The organism is Pseudomonas cuatrocienegasensis (assembly GCF_900110925.1).
In the GTDB taxonomy this organism is placed as follows: Bacteria; Pseudomonadota; Gammaproteobacteria; order Pseudomonadales; family Pseudomonadaceae; genus Aquipseudomonas; species Aquipseudomonas cuatrocienegasensis.
Genome location: NZ_FOFP01000003.1, coordinates 222550 through 237606, shown reverse-complemented (window position 1 = coordinate 237606; position 15057 = coordinate 222550). Strand labels below are relative to the sequence as shown.

Genomic DNA, 15057 nt, shown 5'->3' with positions numbered 1-15057 from the left:
TGCGGAAAACTCTGTCTCGTCGGCCCTGATGTGGGTTTAGGGTGACCTTAGGCTGCGGCCCACCGTCGCACGAATGGGCGGGTCGTCATCATTTGGTCATAATGTTCGCCTATACCTGTCACACTCGCCCGCGATTGCGGGCTCTGGAGTCTGCCGTGAGCATTACCCCCGCCAATCGCCTGTTCCCCGCTACCCGCCTGCGTCGCAACCGCCGCGACGATTTCTCTCGGCGCCTGGTACGCGAGAACCGCTTGAGCGTCGACGACCTGATCCTGCCGGTATTCGTGCTCGACGGCGACAACCGCCGCGAAACGATTGCCTCGATGCCGGGCGTCGAGCGCCTGTCCATCGATCTGCTGCTCAAGGAAGCCGAACACTGGGTCGCTCTGGGTATTCCGGCGCTGGCGCTGTTCCCGGTGACGCCGCTTGAGAAGAAATCCCTCGATGGTGCCGAAGCCTGGAACCCGGATGGCATCGCCCAGCGCGCAATTCGTGCGCTGCGCGCCAAGTTCCCCGAGCTTGGGGTGATCAGCGATGTGGCCCTGGACCCCTTCACCACCCATGGCCAGGACGGCATTCTCGATGAGTCCGGCTACGTGCAGAACGACATTACCGTCGATGCCCTGGTCAAGCAGGCGCTGTCCCATGCCGACGCTGGCGCCCAGGTGGTCGCGCCTTCGGACATGATGGACGGGCGCATCCAGGCGATCCGCGAGGCGCTGGAGCTGGCCGATCACACCAATGTGCGGATCATGGCCTACTCGGCCAAGTACGCCAGCGCCTACTACGGCCCGTTCCGCGATGCGGTGGGCTCGGCGGCCAACCTGGGTAAGGGCAACAAGCTCGGCTACCAGATGGACCCGGCCAACGGCAACGAGGCCCTGCACGAAGTGGCCGCCGATTTGGCCGAAGGCGCCGACATGGTCATGGTCAAGCCCGGCATGCCTTATCTGGACATCCTCTGGCGGGTAAAGGACGCCTACAAGGTGCCGACTTTCGTTTATCAGGTGAGCGGCGAGTACGCCATGCACATGGCCGCGATCCAGAACGGCTGGCTCAGCGAGGCGGTCATCCTCGAATCGCTGACCGCCTTCAAACGTGGCGGGGCCGATGGCATCCTTACCTACTTCGCCGTTCGCGCGGCAGAACTGTTACAGCAGGGGTAGAACCCCGCAGGACGAGCAATGAATACCGAAGGACTCAGCAGTAACGAGATGCAGGAAGTCGACACCCAGAGCGAGGTCGACATCCCAGTCGAGGTACCGGTCATCACCGAAGCAGTGGCGGCCACACCGGCGCCGCCACAAGTGGTGCCCAGCCTGGATGACAGCAGCCTGTACATCCATCGCGAGCTGTCGCAGCTGCAGTTCAATATCCGCGTGCTGGAGCAGGCGCTGGATGAGTCCTATCCATTGCTCGAACGCCTGAAGTTCCTGCTGATCTTCTCCAGCAACCTCGACGAGTTCTTCGAGATTCGCGTGGCAGGGCTGAAGAAGCAGATCAACTTTGCTCGTGAACAGGCCGGGGCCGATGGCCTGCAACCGCATCAGGCGCTGGCGCGAATCAGCGAGCTGGTGCACGAGCAGGTCAATCGTCAGTACGCGATTCTCAACGACGTGCTGTTCCCGGCCCTGGCCAAGCACAATGTCAATTTCATCCGTCGACGGTTCTGGACGGCCAAGCACAAGGCTTGGGTACGCCGCTATTTCCGCGACGAGATCGCGCCGATCATCACCCCGATTGGCCTCGACCCGACGCACCCGTTCCCGCTGCTGGTAAACAAGAGCCTGAACTTTATCGTCGAGCTGGAAGGCATTGACGCCTTCGGCCGCGACTCCGGTCTGGCGATCATCCCGGCGCCACGCCTGTTGCCGCGCATTATCAAGGTGCCAGAAGACGTCGGTGGCCCTGGCGACAACTTCGTGTTCCTGTCGTCGATGATCCACGCCCACGCCGATGACCTGTTCCAGGGCATGAAGGTCAAGGGCTGCTACCAGTTCCGCCTCACTCGTAACGCCGACCTGTCGGTGGACACCGAGGACGTTGAAGACCTGGCCCGCGCCCTGCGCGGCGAGCTGTTCAGCCGGCGCTATGGCGATGCAGTGCGTCTGGAGGTGGTCGACTCCTGCCCGGCGCCCCTGACCAATTACCTGCTCAAGCAGTTCGGCCTGGCCGAAAGCGAGCTGTACAAGGTCAATGGCCCGGTTAACCTGACCCGCCTGTTCAGCATCACCGGGCTGGAAAGCCACCCGGAGTTGCAGTACACGCCGTTTACCCCGGTTATCCCCAAGCTGCTGCAGAACAGCGAGAACATCTTCAGCGTGATCAGCAAGCAGGACATTCTGCTGCTGCATCCCTTTGAGTCCTTCACCCCGGTGGTCGACTTGCTGCGCCAGGCGGCCAAAGACCCCCATGTACTGGCGATCAAACAGACGCTATACCGCTCCGGGGCCAACTCGGAGATCGTCGATGCGCTGGTGGAAGCGGCACGAAACGGCAAGGAAGTCACCGCGGTGATCGAGCTGCGCGCGCGCTTCGACGAAGAGTCCAACCTGGCTTTGGCCAGCCGCCTGCAGCAGGCCGGTGCGGTGGTGATCTACGGCGTGGTTGGCTTCAAGACCCACGCCAAGATGATGCTCATCCTGCGCCGCGAGAGTGGCGACATCGTGCGTTACGCGCACCTGGGCACGGGCAACTACCACGCTGGCAACGCGCGGCTGTACACCGACTACAGCCTGCTCACTGCCGACGTGGCCCTGGGCGAAGACGTGTCGAAGATGTTCAGCCAGCTGATCGGCATGGGTAAAACGCTGCGCATGAAGAAACTGCTGCACGCGCCCTTCACCCTGAAAAAGACCCTGCTCGACATGATCGCCCGCGAGACCGCCTTGGCGGCCGAGGGCAAGCCGGCGCACATCATCGCCAAGTTCAACTCGCTGACCGATCCGAAGATCATCCGCGCGCTGTACAAGGCCAGCCAGACTGGCGTGAAGATCGACCTGGTGGTGCGTGGCATGTGTTGTCTGCGCCCAGGCATCGCCGGGGTTTCGCACAATATTCAGGTGCGCTCGATCATCGGTCGCTTCCTGGAGCACACGCGGGTGTTCTACTTCCTCAATGCCGGGGAAGAGAAAATCTACCTGTCCAGCGCCGACTGGATGGAACGCAACCTCGACAAGCGCGTGGAGACCTGTTTCCCGGTCGAGGGCAAGAAGTTGATTTTGCGCGTGAAGAAGGAGCTGGAGGCCTACCTGACCGACAACACCCACGCCTGGGTGCTGCAGGCCGACGGCCGTTATCTGCGTCTGCAGCCGACCGGCAACCAGAACCCGCGCAGTGCGCAGGCCGGGTTGCTGGACAAACTCACCGTGCCGCTGGTCAGCGCACGCTGAGTTCGATGTCGACTCGCTTGAGCCATTCGGCTTCCTGACGGAAGTCCGCTTCGGTCAGCGGGTTGGCGGCCAGCCAGCCATCCGGAAAGCTGATCGCCAGCCCCTGCTCGCTGGCGTGCAGCTGCACCTGGGGCATTTCCTGGGTGCCACGGATGTGGTGGAACAGGATGGCGAAACGCAGCAGCACGCACAGACGGATCAGCTTGATCGCCTCGCTGCCGAACTCGGCCAGTTTGTCCTTGGGAATATTGCGTCGGTGGCCGCGTACCAGCAGGGCGAGCATCTGCTGGTCCTGACGGGAGAAGCCGGCCAGGTCGGAGTGCTCGATCAGGTAGGCACCGTGCTTGTGGTACTGGTAGTGGGCAATGTCCAGGCCCACCTCATGCACCTTGGCGGCCCAACTGAGCAGTTCGCGGTGCCAGTCATCGTTCAGCCCCCAGTCCGTGGCGACCTTGTCCAGCGCCGAGAGCGCCTTGCTCTCGACCCGTGCGGCCTGCTCCAGGTCGACGTGGTAGCGCTCCATAAACGACGACAGGGTGCGCTCGCGCACGTCTTCATGCTGATGGCGGCCGAGCAGGTCGTAGAGCACGCCTTCACGCAGCGCGCCTTCTGAATGGGTCATGCGCTGCAGCTCGCAGGCATCGAAAATCGCCTCGAGAATCGCCAGGCCTGCGGGGAAGATACTGCGACGGTCGGGCTTGATGCCGTCGAGGTCGAGCTTGTCGACCTCGCCCAGCTTGAGAATCTTGCGCTTGAGCCAGGCCAGCCCTTCGGCATTCACCTCGCCGTTGCCTAGCCCCGCCCCCTGAATCGCCAGGCCGATGGCCTTGATGGTGCCGGAGGCGCCCACCACATCCTGCCAACCGAGGCGGCGCAGGGCGTGCTCAATGCCCATGATCTCCAAGCGCGCGGCCGTGTAAGCCTGGGCGTAACGGGCCTGGGTGATCTTGCCGTCGCGGAAGTAGCGCTGGGTGTAGCTGACGCAGCCCATCTGCAGGCTTTCTCGCAGCAGGGGCTCGAAGCGTTGGCCAATGATGAACTCGGTACTGCCGCCACCGATGTCGGTGACCAGGCGTTTGCCGGGCGTATCAGCGATGCTGTGCGAGACACCGAGGTAGATCAGGCGGGCTTCTTCGCGGCCGGAAATCACTTCCACCGGATGGCCTAGCAGGGCTTCGGCGCGCACGATAAATTCGGCGCGGTTGCGCGCTTCGCGCAGGGCGTTGGTGCCGACGATGCGCACGGCGCCCTCGGGCAGGCTGCTGGTCAGCTGGGCAAAGCGGCGCAGGCAATCGAGGCCGCGCTGCATGGCCTCTTCGCTGAGCATACGGGCTTCGTCGATACCGGCGGCCAGCTGCACCTTGTCTCCCAGCCGTTCGAGAATGCGAATCTCGGCATGGTCGGCCTTGGCCAGGACCATGTGGAAGCTGTTGGAGCCCAGGTCGATAGCGGCGATCAGGGGGAAAGATTGGGTGTGCGGCATGGTTTGACGTCTCAGAGCAGAACCCCGACATCGTGCCACGATAGCCTCTCAGCGCCAACGCAAACCGCCGTTGTCATATTCAGGCATGCCCTGCGCCGCGGCGTCCGGCTCAGTCCGGTAGGATAATTTGTCGCACTACGCGTGGCTGCAGCAGGGCTTGCTCATCACAGTTATTGCCTGCACCGCCGCGGTCGACGACAGCGAAGCGTCCGGGTCGCTGAAGGCTGAGCAGCGGGTGATGCCAGGTGCCGGGGGCGTAGTTGACGCCTTGGTCCGGGCGGCTGATGAAGGCGCGTATCGCCTGTTCATCCAGCTCGCCGGGTGGGGCCACGACTATCAGCATGCTGGCGCCGTCCACCGGGTAGAACGCCTGGCTGCCGAGCGGGTGGCGTTCGAGCATGCTGATGTTGATCGGCGCGTGCCAGGCCTGGCCGTCGAACAGGTTGAACAGCACCCGCGGCGCTTCACCGCTGGCGCAGACGCGCGCCAGGTCGTGGTAACGCGTGGTGGTTCCCGCGTTGATCGGAAAGTGCTGCGCATTCGCTGTTTCAAGCACGTCGCCAAAAGGCGCGAAGGCCTCGGCCGTCAGGGCTTCGACGATCAGCGGCAGGGCAGGGAGAGTGGCTGCAGCTGAGTTCACAGGTTCACCGAGCCAATAAAGTTGCGCAGCTCGTCAGTGCGTGGTTCGGCGAACAGCACTTTGGGGTCGCCTACTTCGTGGACCTTACCCTGGTGCATGAATACCAGCTTGTCGCCGACTTCACGGGCAAAGCGCATCTCGTGGGTGACCATGATCAGGGTCATGCCTTCGCTGGCCAATTGCTTGACCACCGCCAGTACCTCGTTGACCAGTTCGGGATCGAGCGCTGAGGTGATTTCATCGCACAGCAAGACCTTGGGCGACATGGCCAGGGCGCGGGCGATGGCCACGCGCTGCTGCTGGCCGCCGGAGAGGCGCTCGGGGTAGGCGTCGAACTTCTCGCTCAGGCCCACGCGTTCAAGCATCTGCCGGGCGATTTTCTCGGCCTCGCTGCGCGAGGTCTTCTTCACCACCTGGGGCGCCAGCATGACGTTCTCGCCCACGGTCAGGTGCGGGAACAGGTTGAATTGCTGGAACACCATGCCGACCTTCTGGCGCAGGCTGCGCAAGTCGGCGCGGGAGGCATCGAGGTACTCGCCGTCGACTTCGATGACGCCGTCGTTGATCGACTCCAGGCCATTGAGCGTGCGCAGCAGGGTGCTCTTGCCCGAGCCGCTGCGGCCAATGATGGCGACTACTTCGCCTTCTTCGACCTTGAGGTCGATACCCTTGAGTACATGGTTGTCGCCGTAGTACTTGTGCAGGGCGGTGACGTTAAGCAGTGACATTCAGCCTCCTTTCCAGGCGGTGTGCAGCGAACGAGAGCGGGTAGCAGAGCAGGAAATAGCCGAGGGCGACGAAGCCATAGACCATAAAGGGTTCGAAGGTGGCATTGGCCAGCATGCCGCCGGTCTTGGTCAGTTCGGTAAAGCCGATAATCGAGGTTACGGCCGTGCCTTTGACCACCTGCACCGAGAAGCCCACCGTGGGTGCCACGGCGATGCGCATGGCCTGGGGCAGGACCACATGGCGCAGCACCTCCAGCCGGCTCAGTGCCAGGCTTTCGGCCGCCTCCCATTGGCCGCGGGTGATTGATTCGACGCAGCCGCGCCAGATCTCGGCGAGAAAGGCACTGGTAAACAGGGTCAGGGCGATGGCCGCCGCCAGCCAGGGCGAGACATCAACGCCGAGCAGGGCGACGCCGAAAAACACCATAAACAGTTGCATCAGCAGCGGCGTGCCCTGGAACAACTCGATGTAGCAGCGCGCGAGAATGCGCGGCGCCGCCAGTGGGGCAATGCGTGCCAATAACACCAGCAGCCCGGCGATGCCGCCACAGATAAAGGCCACCAGCGACAGCAACAGGGTCCACTGCAAGCCGACCAGCAGGTTGCGCAGGATGTCCCAGAGGGTGAATTCCATCAGCGGGCTCCCTGGATAAAGCGGCGACCGAACCAGGCCAGCAACTGGCGAATCAGGATCGCCATGGCCAGGTAGATGAGGGTGGTCACCAGGTAGGTTTCAAAGGCGCGGAAGTTGCGCGACTGAATGAAGTTGGCGGCAAACGACAGCTCTTCGGTGGAGATCTGCGAACACACCGCCGAGCCGAGCATGACGATGATTATCTGGCTCGACAGCGCCGGCCAGACCTTGGCCAGGGCCGGGCGCAGGACCACGTAGCGGAACGTCTCGACCCGGCTCATGGCCAGCGCCGCGGCCGCTTCCAATTGGCCATGGGGGATGGCCTGGATGCCGGCGCGGATGATTTCCGTGGAGTAGGCGCCCAGGTTGATCACCATGGCCAGGACCGCGGCCTCCCACTCCGTCAGCCGCACGCCCAGGGCGGGCAGACCGAAAAAAATAAAGAACAGCTGGACGATGAACGGCGTGTTGCGGATCAGCTCCACATAGACCCCGAACAGGGTGTTGAACGGTTTGATCCGCCAGGCGCGCAGCACGGCACCGATTATCCCCAGGCCAACGCCGAGCAGGGTGCCTACGGCGGTCAGGGCGAGGGTGAAGCCGGCGCCCTGCAGCAGCAGGTCAACATTCTGCAGAACCGGGATGAAGTCGAACTGATACGCCATCGTGACGCGCCTCCTGGCGGTGCGGGATTACAGGTCAGCCGGCAGCGGTTGCTTCAGCCACTTCTCACTGACCGCGTTGAGGCTGCCGTCAGCTTTACCGGCGGCGATGATGGCATTGACCTTATCCAGCAGGGCGGTTTCGTTCTTGTTCACACCGACATACACCGGCGAGTCCTTGAGCTTGAGCTTCATCACCGGCACGCGCTTGGGGTTGCGCTCGGCGATGGCCACCATGACCACGTTGCCGCTGGCGATCAGGTCAACCTGGTTGGACAGGTAGGCGGCGATGGTCGAGTTGTTGTCCTCGAAGCGCTTGAGGGTGGCGCCTTTGGGGGCGACCTTGCTCAGCTCGATATCCTCGATGGAGCCACGGGTGACGCTGATGGTCTTGCCATCCAGGTCATCCAGGCTGGTGATCGCGGCATCATCCGGGCCGAACACGCCCAGGTAGAAGGGGGCGTAGGCGGCGGAGAAGTCGATCACCGCTTCACGCTCGGGGTTTTTGCCCAGGCTGGAAATCACCAGGTCGACCTTGCCGGTGGTGAGGAACGGGATGCGGTTGGTGCTGTTTACCGGGGTCAGCTCGAGTTTCACTGCCAGCTTGTCGGCCAGCAGTTGCGCGGCATCGATATCCAGCCCACGGGGCTTCATGTCCGGGCCGACCGAGCCGAACGGCGGGAAATCCTGGGGCACGGCGACTTTGAGTACGCCGCGTTCAGTAATGTCGGCAAGGCCGTCGGCAAATGCCGGGCTGACACCGATGGCGAGGCTGGCAAACAGGGCGGTCAACAGGCGGCGCGGGGTGAGGGTCATGGCAAGCTCCTGAGCAAAAGATGCGGAATGCGTTGTTCGGGATACTGCATCTGCCATGCCAGAGTCTCGTATTTACTGGCGTTGATCGGTGTCTGCGAGTAATTACAAGGTCTTACTGGTCTGAACAGTTGGCGAACTTGACTAGATGGTCAGGCTGATCTGTGCGCTTTGTTGGTGCGGTGGCGTGCGGGCCTGTTCCGCCAGGGTGCAGCGCTTGCCTGGAGGGTCATTCAGGCCTTACAAAGGAGCTCCTTACGGACTGACTGGCCTGAACAGTGATGCATGACACTCCCTCCCGTGCGGTACCCGAATATGCCGTCCAGGCGATTCGTCAGCTGATAGACACGGCAGGCTATCGGCCCGGCGATGCCTTGCCTTCGCAGCGGGATCTGGCCGAACAGTTGGGCGTCAGCCGCGCGTCGCTGCGCGAAGCGCTGTCTACGCTGAGTGCCTTGGGGCGGGTCAGCGTGCAGCCGGGCAAGGGGGTATTCGTGCGCGAGCCGCCGGCACCCACGAACGGCGCATTCGCCTGGCCCTTCGCTGCCCAGGTCAGTGCGGCCGATACCTTTCAATTGCGTTTCGCTCTGGAAGGCTTTGCCTGCGGCCTGGCTGCGGCGACCCTGACCGCCGAAGACCTGGACGCGCTGCAGGACAATGTCGAGCAGATGCGCCAGGAACTGCGCGCCGCCGACTTCGAGCGCGCCTCGCAACTGGATTTCGATTTTCATCGGCGCATTCTCCAGGCCAGCGGCAACCAGGCGATGAGCGGCATCGTCACCTCCAGTGCGGCGATTTTCCTGGAGAGCCAGAAGCTGCCCTTCATTCGCCCGGAGCGGGCAATGGAAACCTGGCAGGAGCACCGCAAGATCCTCGCGGCCCTCGGGCGGCATGCCGCGGGACCGGCGCAGAAGGCCATGCAGCAGCATATTCGCGCGGCAGCCTTGCGGACCGGCATCGCCTTTGTCACGCTGGGCAGCTGAGGCGCTGGTGGGCGTGACTATCGTCTGATAGTTAAGCTCAATCGACACCGCCTTCCTGTGACAGAAAAGCCGAGCTATGATGTCGGTCACTTTTTGCTTGCGAACCTGCGGAGACTTCCATGAGTGAATTCATCACCAACGTCAGCGATGCCAGCTTCGACCAGGATGTCATCCAGGCCGACGGCCCGGTTCTGGTCGACTATTGGGCTGAGTGGTGCGGCCCGTGCAAGATGATTGCACCGGTGCTCGACGAGATTGCCCAGACCTACCAAGGCAAGTTGAAAGTCTGCAAACTGAATATCGATGAAAACCAGGACACCCCGCCGAAGTACGGCGTGCGCGGTATCCCGACCCTGATGCTGTTCAAGAACGGCAATGTCGAGGCCACCAAGGTCGGTGCGCTGTCCAAGTCGCAACTGGCGGCGTTCCTCGACAGCAACATCTAAGCGACGTTCCACGAAAAACCCCCGCCAAATGCGGGGTTTTTTTCGCTTATACGTCTGGACGGCCTCGTCTGGCCGGTGTTACATTCGGCCTCGCTGCATTTCCTATGTAGCCCCCTGCAAGCCGTCGCCGACGCCTTCCCGATCGAATAATTCGATACACAAGCAGGCGATCCAGTCGCCTCTCCGCGGCGCGGCCTCCCAAGCTCATAGCTTATTCCCCTCCTACAATGATTACGTCATTCCTATGAATCTGACCGAACTCAAGCAAAAGCCGATCACCGAACTGCTAGAAATGGCCGAACAAATGGGCATCGAGAACATGGCCCGTTCGCGCAAGCAGGACGTGATTTTCTCGCTGTTGAAAAAACACGCTAAAAGCGGTGAGGAAATCTCCGGTGATGGCGTGCTGGAGATTCTCCAGGACGGTTTCGGCTTTCTCCGCTCTGCGGATGCCTCGTACCTCGCCGGCCCCGACGATATCTACGTCTCGCCGAGCCAGATCCGCCGCTTCAACCTGCGCACGGGCGACACCATCGTCGGCAAGATCCGTCCGCCGAAGGAAGGCGAGCGTTACTTCGCGCTGCTCAAAGTTGACACCATCAACTACGACCGCCCGGAAAACGCCAAGAACAAGATTCTCTTCGAGAACCTGACGCCGCTGTTCCCGACCAAGCGTCTGGTCATGGAAGCCGGCAACGGCTCCACCGAAGACATCACCGGCCGGGTGATCGACCTCTGCGCCCCGATCGGCAAGGGTCAGCGTGGCCTGATCGTCGCACCGCCGAAAGCCGGTAAGACCATCATGCTGCAGAACATCGCGGCCAACATCACGCGCAACAACCCCGAGTGCCACCTGATCGTGCTGCTGATCGACGAGCGCCCGGAAGAAGTGACCGAAATGCAGCGCACCGTGCGCGGCGAAGTGGTTGCCTCGACGTTCGACGAGCCGCCGACCCGTCACGTGCAAGTGGCCGAGATGGTCATCGAGAAGGCCAAGCGCCTGGTCGAGCACAAGAAGGACGTGGTCATTCTGCTCGATTCCATCACCCGTCTGGCCCGCGCCTACAACACCGTGATCCCGAGCTCCGGCAAGGTCCTCACCGGTGGTGTCGACGCCCATGCCCTGGAGAAGCCGAAGCGTTTCTTCGGTGCCGCGCGCAACATCGAAGAAGGCGGCTCGCTGACCATCATCGCCACCGCGCTGGTGGAAACCGGCTCGAAGATGGACGAAGTGATCTACGAAGAATTCAAGGGCACCGGCAACATGGAACTGCCCCTGGACCGTCGTATCGCCGAGAAGCGCGTCTTCCCGGCGATCAACATCAACCGCTCCGGCACCCGCCGCGAAGAGTTGCTGACCGCTGAAGACGAGCTGCAGCGCATGTGGATTCTGCGCAAGCTGCTGCACCCGATGGACGAAATCGCCGCGATCGAGTTCCTTATCGACAAGCTGAAAGCGACCAAGACCAACGACGAGTTCTTTATGTCGATGAAACGTAAGTAAGGCGTTCCGCGCCCTACAACAAAAGCCGGGGAAACCCGGCTTTTGTGCGTCTGCGCATTGCGCGGCCTTCTGAAAGACCGACTTCGGCGCTAAACTTTGCCGTTCCCCGCTTTGCCCCACATGAGGCACCTTGCAATGCAGTATCGCGACCTGCGCGACTTTATCCGTGGCCTTGAACAGCGCGGCGAACTCAAGCGCATCCAGACCCCGGTGTCGCCGGTGCTGGAGATGACCGAAATCTGTGACCGCACCCTGCGCAAGGGTGGCCCGGCGTTGCTCTTTGAGAACCCGACCGGCTTCAGCATGCCGGTGCTCGGCAACCTGTTCGGGACGCCCAAGCGCGTGGCCTTAGGGATGGGCGCGGAGGAGGTCAGCGAGCTGCGGGAAATCGGCAAGCTGCTGGCGTTTCTCAAGGAGCCCGAGCCGCCCAAGGGCCTCAAGGATGCCTGGAGCAAATTGCCGATCTTCAAGAAGGTCCTGGCCATGGCGCCCAAGGTGGTCAAGGACGCACCCTGCCAGGAAGCGGTAATCGAAGGTGAGGATGTCGACCTTGGCATGCTGCCGGTGCAGACCTGCTGGCCGGGCGATGTCGGCCCGCTGATCACCTGGGGGCTGACCGTCACCAAGGGGCCGAACAAGGAGCGGCAGAACCTCGGCATCTACCGTCAGCAGGTGATCGGTAGCAACAAGCTGATCATGCGCTGGCTTAGCCACCGCGGCGGCGCCCTGGATTTTCGCGAATGGTGCCTGAAGTACCCGGATCGTCCGTACCCGGTCGCCGTTGCCCTGGGCGCTGACCCAGCGACCATCCTCGGCGCGGTCACACCGGTGCCCGATACGCTGTCCGAGTACGCCTTTGCCGGCCTGCTGCGCGGTCACCGCACCGAGCTGATCAAGTGCCGTGGCAGTGAATTGCAGGTGCCGGCCAGTGCCGAGATCGTGCTTGAGGGCGTGATCCATCCCGGCGAGATGGCCGATGAAGGCCCCTATGGCGACCATACCGGCTATTACAACGAGGTCGACCGCTTTCCGGTGATGACCGTCGAGCGCATCACCCACCGCCGCCAGCCGATCTACCACAGCACATACACCGGCCGCCCGCCAGATGAACCGGCGATTCTCGGCGTGGCGCTGAACGAGGTGTTCGTGCCGATCCTGCAGAAGCAGTTTCCGGAAATCACCGACTTCTACCTGCCGCCCGAGGGCTGCTCCTACCGCCTGGCGGTGGTCACCATCAAGAAGCAGTACCCCGGCCACGCCAAGCGCGTGATGCTCGGCGTCTGGTCGTTTTTGCGACAGTTCATGTACACCAAGTTCGTTATTGTCACCGACGACGACATCAATGCCCGTGACTGGAACGACGTGATCTGGGCCATCACCACGCGCATGGACCCCAAGCGCGATACCGTGCTGATCGACAATACGCCGATCGACTACCTGGACTTTGCCTCGCCGATTTCCGGGCTGGGCTCGAAGATGGGCCTGGATGCGACCCACAAGTGGCCGGGTGAAACCACCCGCGAGTGGGGCCGGGCGATTGTCCAGGATGATGCGGTCAAGCAGCGCGTCGACGCGCTTTGGGCCGAGCTGGGCATCGATTAACTGTACATCGGCGGCCTGGGCCGCCCCACGAACCTGTTTTGGATGCACATGCCATGAGAGTCACCTTGCAACCTTCCGGTGCAGCCTTCGAGATGCTGCCCGGCGAGCGCATTCTCGATGCGTTGCAGCGCCTGGGATTCGATTGCCCGCACAGCTGTCGCAACGGCAACTGCCATGTCTGCGCCGCCTTGCTGGTCGAGGGCCGCGTGCGTCAGGCGGACGAAGTCATCGAACAGGGCGAGTTGTTTACCTGCCTGGCCGAGCCGCTGGAAGACTGTGTGCTGCATTGGGATGCCGTGCTCGCGCCAGGCGAGCTGCCGGTGCGTGAGCTGGCCTGTCAGGTCGTCGACTGTGCGCCCCAGGGCGGCGATGTCTACCGCCTGCGCCTGCGTGCCCCTGCCGGCAAACTGCCGCGTTACCACGCCGGTCAATACGTGCTGCTGCAGCGCGAAGGCGAGGATTACGCAGCGTTTTCCCTGGCCTCGGCGCCGCATCAGGGGCGGGATCTGGAATTGCATATCCTGGCGCGTGATGCGGTGACGGAGGCGCTGGTGGCGCGTTTGCAGCAGCAGCCAAGTGTGCGCGTGAAGCTGCCATTCGGCGATACCCATCTAGCCCAGCTGCCCGATGGGCCGCTGGTGCTGATCGCCGCCGGCACCGGCATGGCGCAGATGCACAGCCTGATTGAGCATTGCCGCGCCGCCGGCTTCGCCCATCCGGTGCACCTGTATTGGGGCGCGCGCCATGCGGATGACTTCTATGCACTGCCGCACTGGGCCGACTGGCAACAAGTGGCCAACCTGACCCTGCATCAGGTGGTCAGTGAGTCCTGTGGCTGGCAAGGCCGCTGTGGCCTACTGCACGAGGCGGTGCGCGAAGATTTCCCTGACCTCAAGGCGCTGCACGTCTACGCCAGCGGGTCACCGGCGATGGTTTACGCGACCCTGGATGCGCTGGTCGAAGCCGGCATGGATGCCCACCAGATGCGCGCCGACGTATTCGCCTACGCGCCGCGCGGCTGAATGAAAGAAGCCGCTTTGGGCGGCTTCGTAGGGTGGATCACGCTTCACCGATCCACCCATTTGGGCGTCAGTGGTGGATGAATAAAGCGTCATCCACCCTACAATTTAGCGCACCTGCACCACCACCTTGCCCACGGCCTTGCGCTGGCCGAGGGTATTGATCGCGTCGGCGGCCTGGTCCAGGGGGAAGGTCTGCGATACCAGTGGCTTGAGCTTGCCCTCGGCGTACCAGGCAAACAGTTGCTGGAAGTTGGCCGCGTTGTCGGCGGGCTGGCGTTGGGCGAAGGCGCCCCAGAACACCCCGACCACCGCAGCGCCCTTGAGCAGTGCCAGGTTGACCGGTAATTCGGGAATGCGCCCACTGGCAAAGCCGACCACCAGCAAGCGGCCGTTCCAGGCGATGCTGCGTACGGCGGCATCGAACAGGTCGCCACCGACCGGGTCGTAAATCACGTCCGCGCCCTGGCCGCCGGTGAGGCGTTTGACTTCATCCTTGAGGTTGCTTTCGCTGTAATTGATCAGCTCATCGGCGCCGGCTGCCCGCGCGACGTCGAGTTTTTCCGCACTGCTCGCTGCGGCAATCACCTTGGCGCCCATGGCCTTGCCGATTTCCACTGCCGCCAGGCCGACGCCGCCGGAGGCGCCCAGCACCAGCAGGGTTTCCCCAGGCTGCAGGTTGGCGCGCTGCTTGAGCGCGTGCATGGAGGTGCCGTAGGTCATGCCGAACGCCGCCGCACTGGCGAAGTTCATGCTCGGCGGGATTGGCATGACGTTGTAGCCCGCTACCGCCACCTCCTCGGCAAAGCTGCCCCAGCCCGTCAGGGCCATGACCCGGTCACCAACCTTGAGGTGGCTGACCTTCTCGCCCACCGCCGTGACCACGCCCGCCGCCTCACCGCCGGGGGAGAAGGGGAAGGGTGGTTTGAACTGGTACTTACCCTCGATGATCAGCGTATCCGGGAAGTTGACGCCCGCGGCATGTACCTCGAGCAGAATCTCGTTGTTCTTCGCTTGCGGGCTGGCGACGTCTTCCAGAACCAGGGTTTCGGCGGGGCCGAAGGCTTTGCACAGCACGGCTTTCATCGGGCGACTCCTCTGCGGATGGTCGAGGCAGTGTAGGGCGCCGGGACGCTCGGTCAACGAGCATG

General features: G+C 62.9%; 14 protein-coding genes. 7 read left to right on the top strand and 7 right to left on the bottom strand.

All coding sequences use genetic code 11. From position 1 onward, the window contains the following. Window positions 1–155 precede the first annotated feature (155 nt). Together hemB and ppk1 are read left to right on the top strand one after the other, a co-directional pair. The gene (gene hemB, locus BMW49_RS06120) at window positions 156–1166 is read left to right on the top strand and encodes a porphobilinogen synthase (RefSeq protein ID WP_069516455.1); all 1011 of its coding nucleotides are present in this window, start codon (window positions 156–158) and stop codon (window positions 1164–1166) included. 18 nt (window positions 1167–1184) lie between these two features. After that, on the top strand, window positions 1185–3392 hold the full coding sequence (gene ppk1 / locus BMW49_RS06115) for a polyphosphate kinase 1 (RefSeq protein ID WP_069516454.1): 2208 nt from the start codon (window positions 1185–1187) through the stop codon (window positions 3390–3392). Here the strand turns inward: ppk1 and ppx are convergent. The 6 genes from ppx to BMW49_RS06085 form a co-directional block, all read right to left on the bottom strand. Continuing rightward, a complete protein-coding gene (gene ppx / locus BMW49_RS06110; RefSeq protein WP_069516453.1) occupies window positions 3379–4875 on the bottom strand; it encodes an exopolyphosphatase in 1497 nt (498 codons plus the stop codon). The two genes, ppk1 and ppx, sit on opposite strands and share 14 nt — an antisense overlap. Before the next feature lie 109 nt (window positions 4876–4984). Next, window positions 4985–5515: an ureidoglycolate lyase gene (locus BMW49_RS06105; protein WP_069516452.1), complete on the bottom strand. Its 531-nt coding sequence runs from the start codon at window positions 5513–5515 to the stop codon at window positions 4985–4987. Continuing rightward, the gene (locus BMW49_RS06100) at window positions 5512–6243 is read right to left on the bottom strand and encodes an amino acid ABC transporter ATP-binding protein (protein ID WP_069516451.1); all 732 of its coding nucleotides are present in this window, start codon (window positions 6241–6243) and stop codon (window positions 5512–5514) included. Before BMW49_RS06100 ends, BMW49_RS06105 begins: the two co-directional genes overlap by 4 nt. After that, on the bottom strand, window positions 6230–6880 hold the full coding sequence (locus BMW49_RS06095; protein ID WP_170829031.1) for an amino acid ABC transporter permease: 651 nt from the start codon (window positions 6878–6880) through the stop codon (window positions 6230–6232). The genes BMW49_RS06100 and BMW49_RS06095 overlap by 14 nt, the downstream gene beginning before the upstream one ends. Continuing rightward, window positions 6877–7542 carry an amino acid ABC transporter permease gene (locus BMW49_RS06090; protein WP_069516449.1) on the bottom strand — a complete coding sequence of 222 codons (666 nt, stop codon included), beginning with the start codon at window positions 7540–7542 and terminating at the stop codon, window positions 6877–6879. Before BMW49_RS06090 ends, BMW49_RS06095 begins: the two co-directional genes overlap by 4 nt. A 27-nt stretch (window positions 7543–7569) precedes the next feature. Then, entirely contained in the window at window positions 7570–8355 is a 786-nt protein-coding gene (locus BMW49_RS06085; RefSeq protein ID WP_069516448.1) for a transporter substrate-binding domain-containing protein, read from the bottom strand. A gap of 278 nt (window positions 8356–8633) precedes the next feature. Here BMW49_RS06085 and BMW49_RS06080 point away from each other — a divergent pair, with 278 nt between their 5' ends. The 5 genes from BMW49_RS06080 to BMW49_RS06060 all read left to right on the top strand — a co-directional run bounded on the left by BMW49_RS06080 (window position 8634) and on the right by BMW49_RS06060 (window position 13909). Beyond that, window positions 8634–9335: a FadR/GntR family transcriptional regulator gene (locus BMW49_RS06080; RefSeq protein ID WP_069516447.1), complete on the top strand. Its 702-nt coding sequence runs from the start codon at window positions 8634–8636 to the stop codon at window positions 9333–9335. A gap of 119 nt (window positions 9336–9454) precedes the next feature. After that, a complete protein-coding gene (gene trxA / locus BMW49_RS06075; RefSeq protein WP_069516446.1) occupies window positions 9455–9781 on the top strand; it encodes a thioredoxin TrxA in 327 nt (108 codons plus the stop codon). Between the two features lie 244 nt (window positions 9782–10025). Further along, window positions 10026–11285, top strand: coding sequence for a transcription termination factor Rho (rho, locus tag BMW49_RS06070; protein WP_069516445.1), 1260 nt, complete (start codon window positions 10026–10028; stop codon window positions 11283–11285). 135 nt (window positions 11286–11420) lie between these two features. Then, complete coding sequence (ubiD, locus tag BMW49_RS06065; RefSeq protein WP_069516444.1) at window positions 11421–12887, top strand: 4-hydroxy-3-polyprenylbenzoate decarboxylase; 1467 nt, start codon at window positions 11421–11423, stop codon at window positions 12885–12887. 53 nt (window positions 12888–12940) lie between these two features. Further along, the gene (locus tag BMW49_RS06060; protein WP_069516443.1) at window positions 12941–13909 is read left to right on the top strand and encodes a CDP-6-deoxy-delta-3,4-glucoseen reductase; all 969 of its coding nucleotides are present in this window, start codon (window positions 12941–12943) and stop codon (window positions 13907–13909) included. Window positions 13910–14014: 105 nt separating this feature from the next. Here BMW49_RS06060 and BMW49_RS06055 read toward each other — a convergent pair whose 3' ends face one another. Further along, the gene (locus tag BMW49_RS06055) at window positions 14015–14992 is read right to left on the bottom strand and encodes an NADPH:quinone oxidoreductase family protein (RefSeq protein ID WP_069516442.1); all 978 of its coding nucleotides are present in this window, start codon (window positions 14990–14992) and stop codon (window positions 14015–14017) included. Window positions 14993–15057: the final 65 nt, after the last annotated feature.

Excerpts from the sequence above, each read along its gene's own strand:
- BMW49_RS06060 (WP_069516443.1), top strand. The coding sequence starts at position 12,941 with ATGAGAGTCACCTTGCAACCTTCCGGTGCAGCCTTCGAGATGCTGCCC.
- ubiD (WP_069516444.1), top strand. The coding sequence starts at position 11,421 with ATGCAGTATCGCGACCTGCGCGACTTTATCCGTGGCCTTGAACAGCGC.
- BMW49_RS06080 (WP_069516447.1), top strand. The coding sequence starts at position 8,634 with ATGCATGACACTCCCTCCCGTGCGGTACCCGAATATGCCGTCCAGGCG.
- ppk1 (WP_069516454.1), top strand. The coding sequence starts at position 1,185 with ATGAATACCGAAGGACTCAGCAGTAACGAGATGCAGGAAGTCGACACC.
- BMW49_RS06085 (WP_069516448.1), bottom strand. The coding sequence starts at position 8,355 with ATGACCCTCACCCCGCGCCGCCTGTTGACCGCCCTGTTTGCCAGCCTC.
- trxA (WP_069516446.1), top strand. The coding sequence starts at position 9,455 with ATGAGTGAATTCATCACCAACGTCAGCGATGCCAGCTTCGACCAGGAT.
- ppx (WP_069516453.1), bottom strand. The coding sequence starts at position 4,875 with ATGCCGCACACCCAATCTTTCCCCCTGATCGCCGCTATCGACCTGGGC.
- rho (WP_069516445.1), top strand. The coding sequence starts at position 10,026 with ATGAATCTGACCGAACTCAAGCAAAAGCCGATCACCGAACTGCTAGAA.
- BMW49_RS06100 (WP_069516451.1), bottom strand. The coding sequence starts at position 6,243 with ATGTCACTGCTTAACGTCACCGCCCTGCACAAGTACTACGGCGACAAC.
- BMW49_RS06055 (WP_069516442.1), bottom strand. The coding sequence starts at position 14,992 with ATGAAAGCCGTGCTGTGCAAAGCCTTCGGCCCCGCCGAAACCCTGGTT.
- BMW49_RS06090 (WP_069516449.1), bottom strand. The coding sequence starts at position 7,542 with ATGGCGTATCAGTTCGACTTCATCCCGGTTCTGCAGAATGTTGACCTG.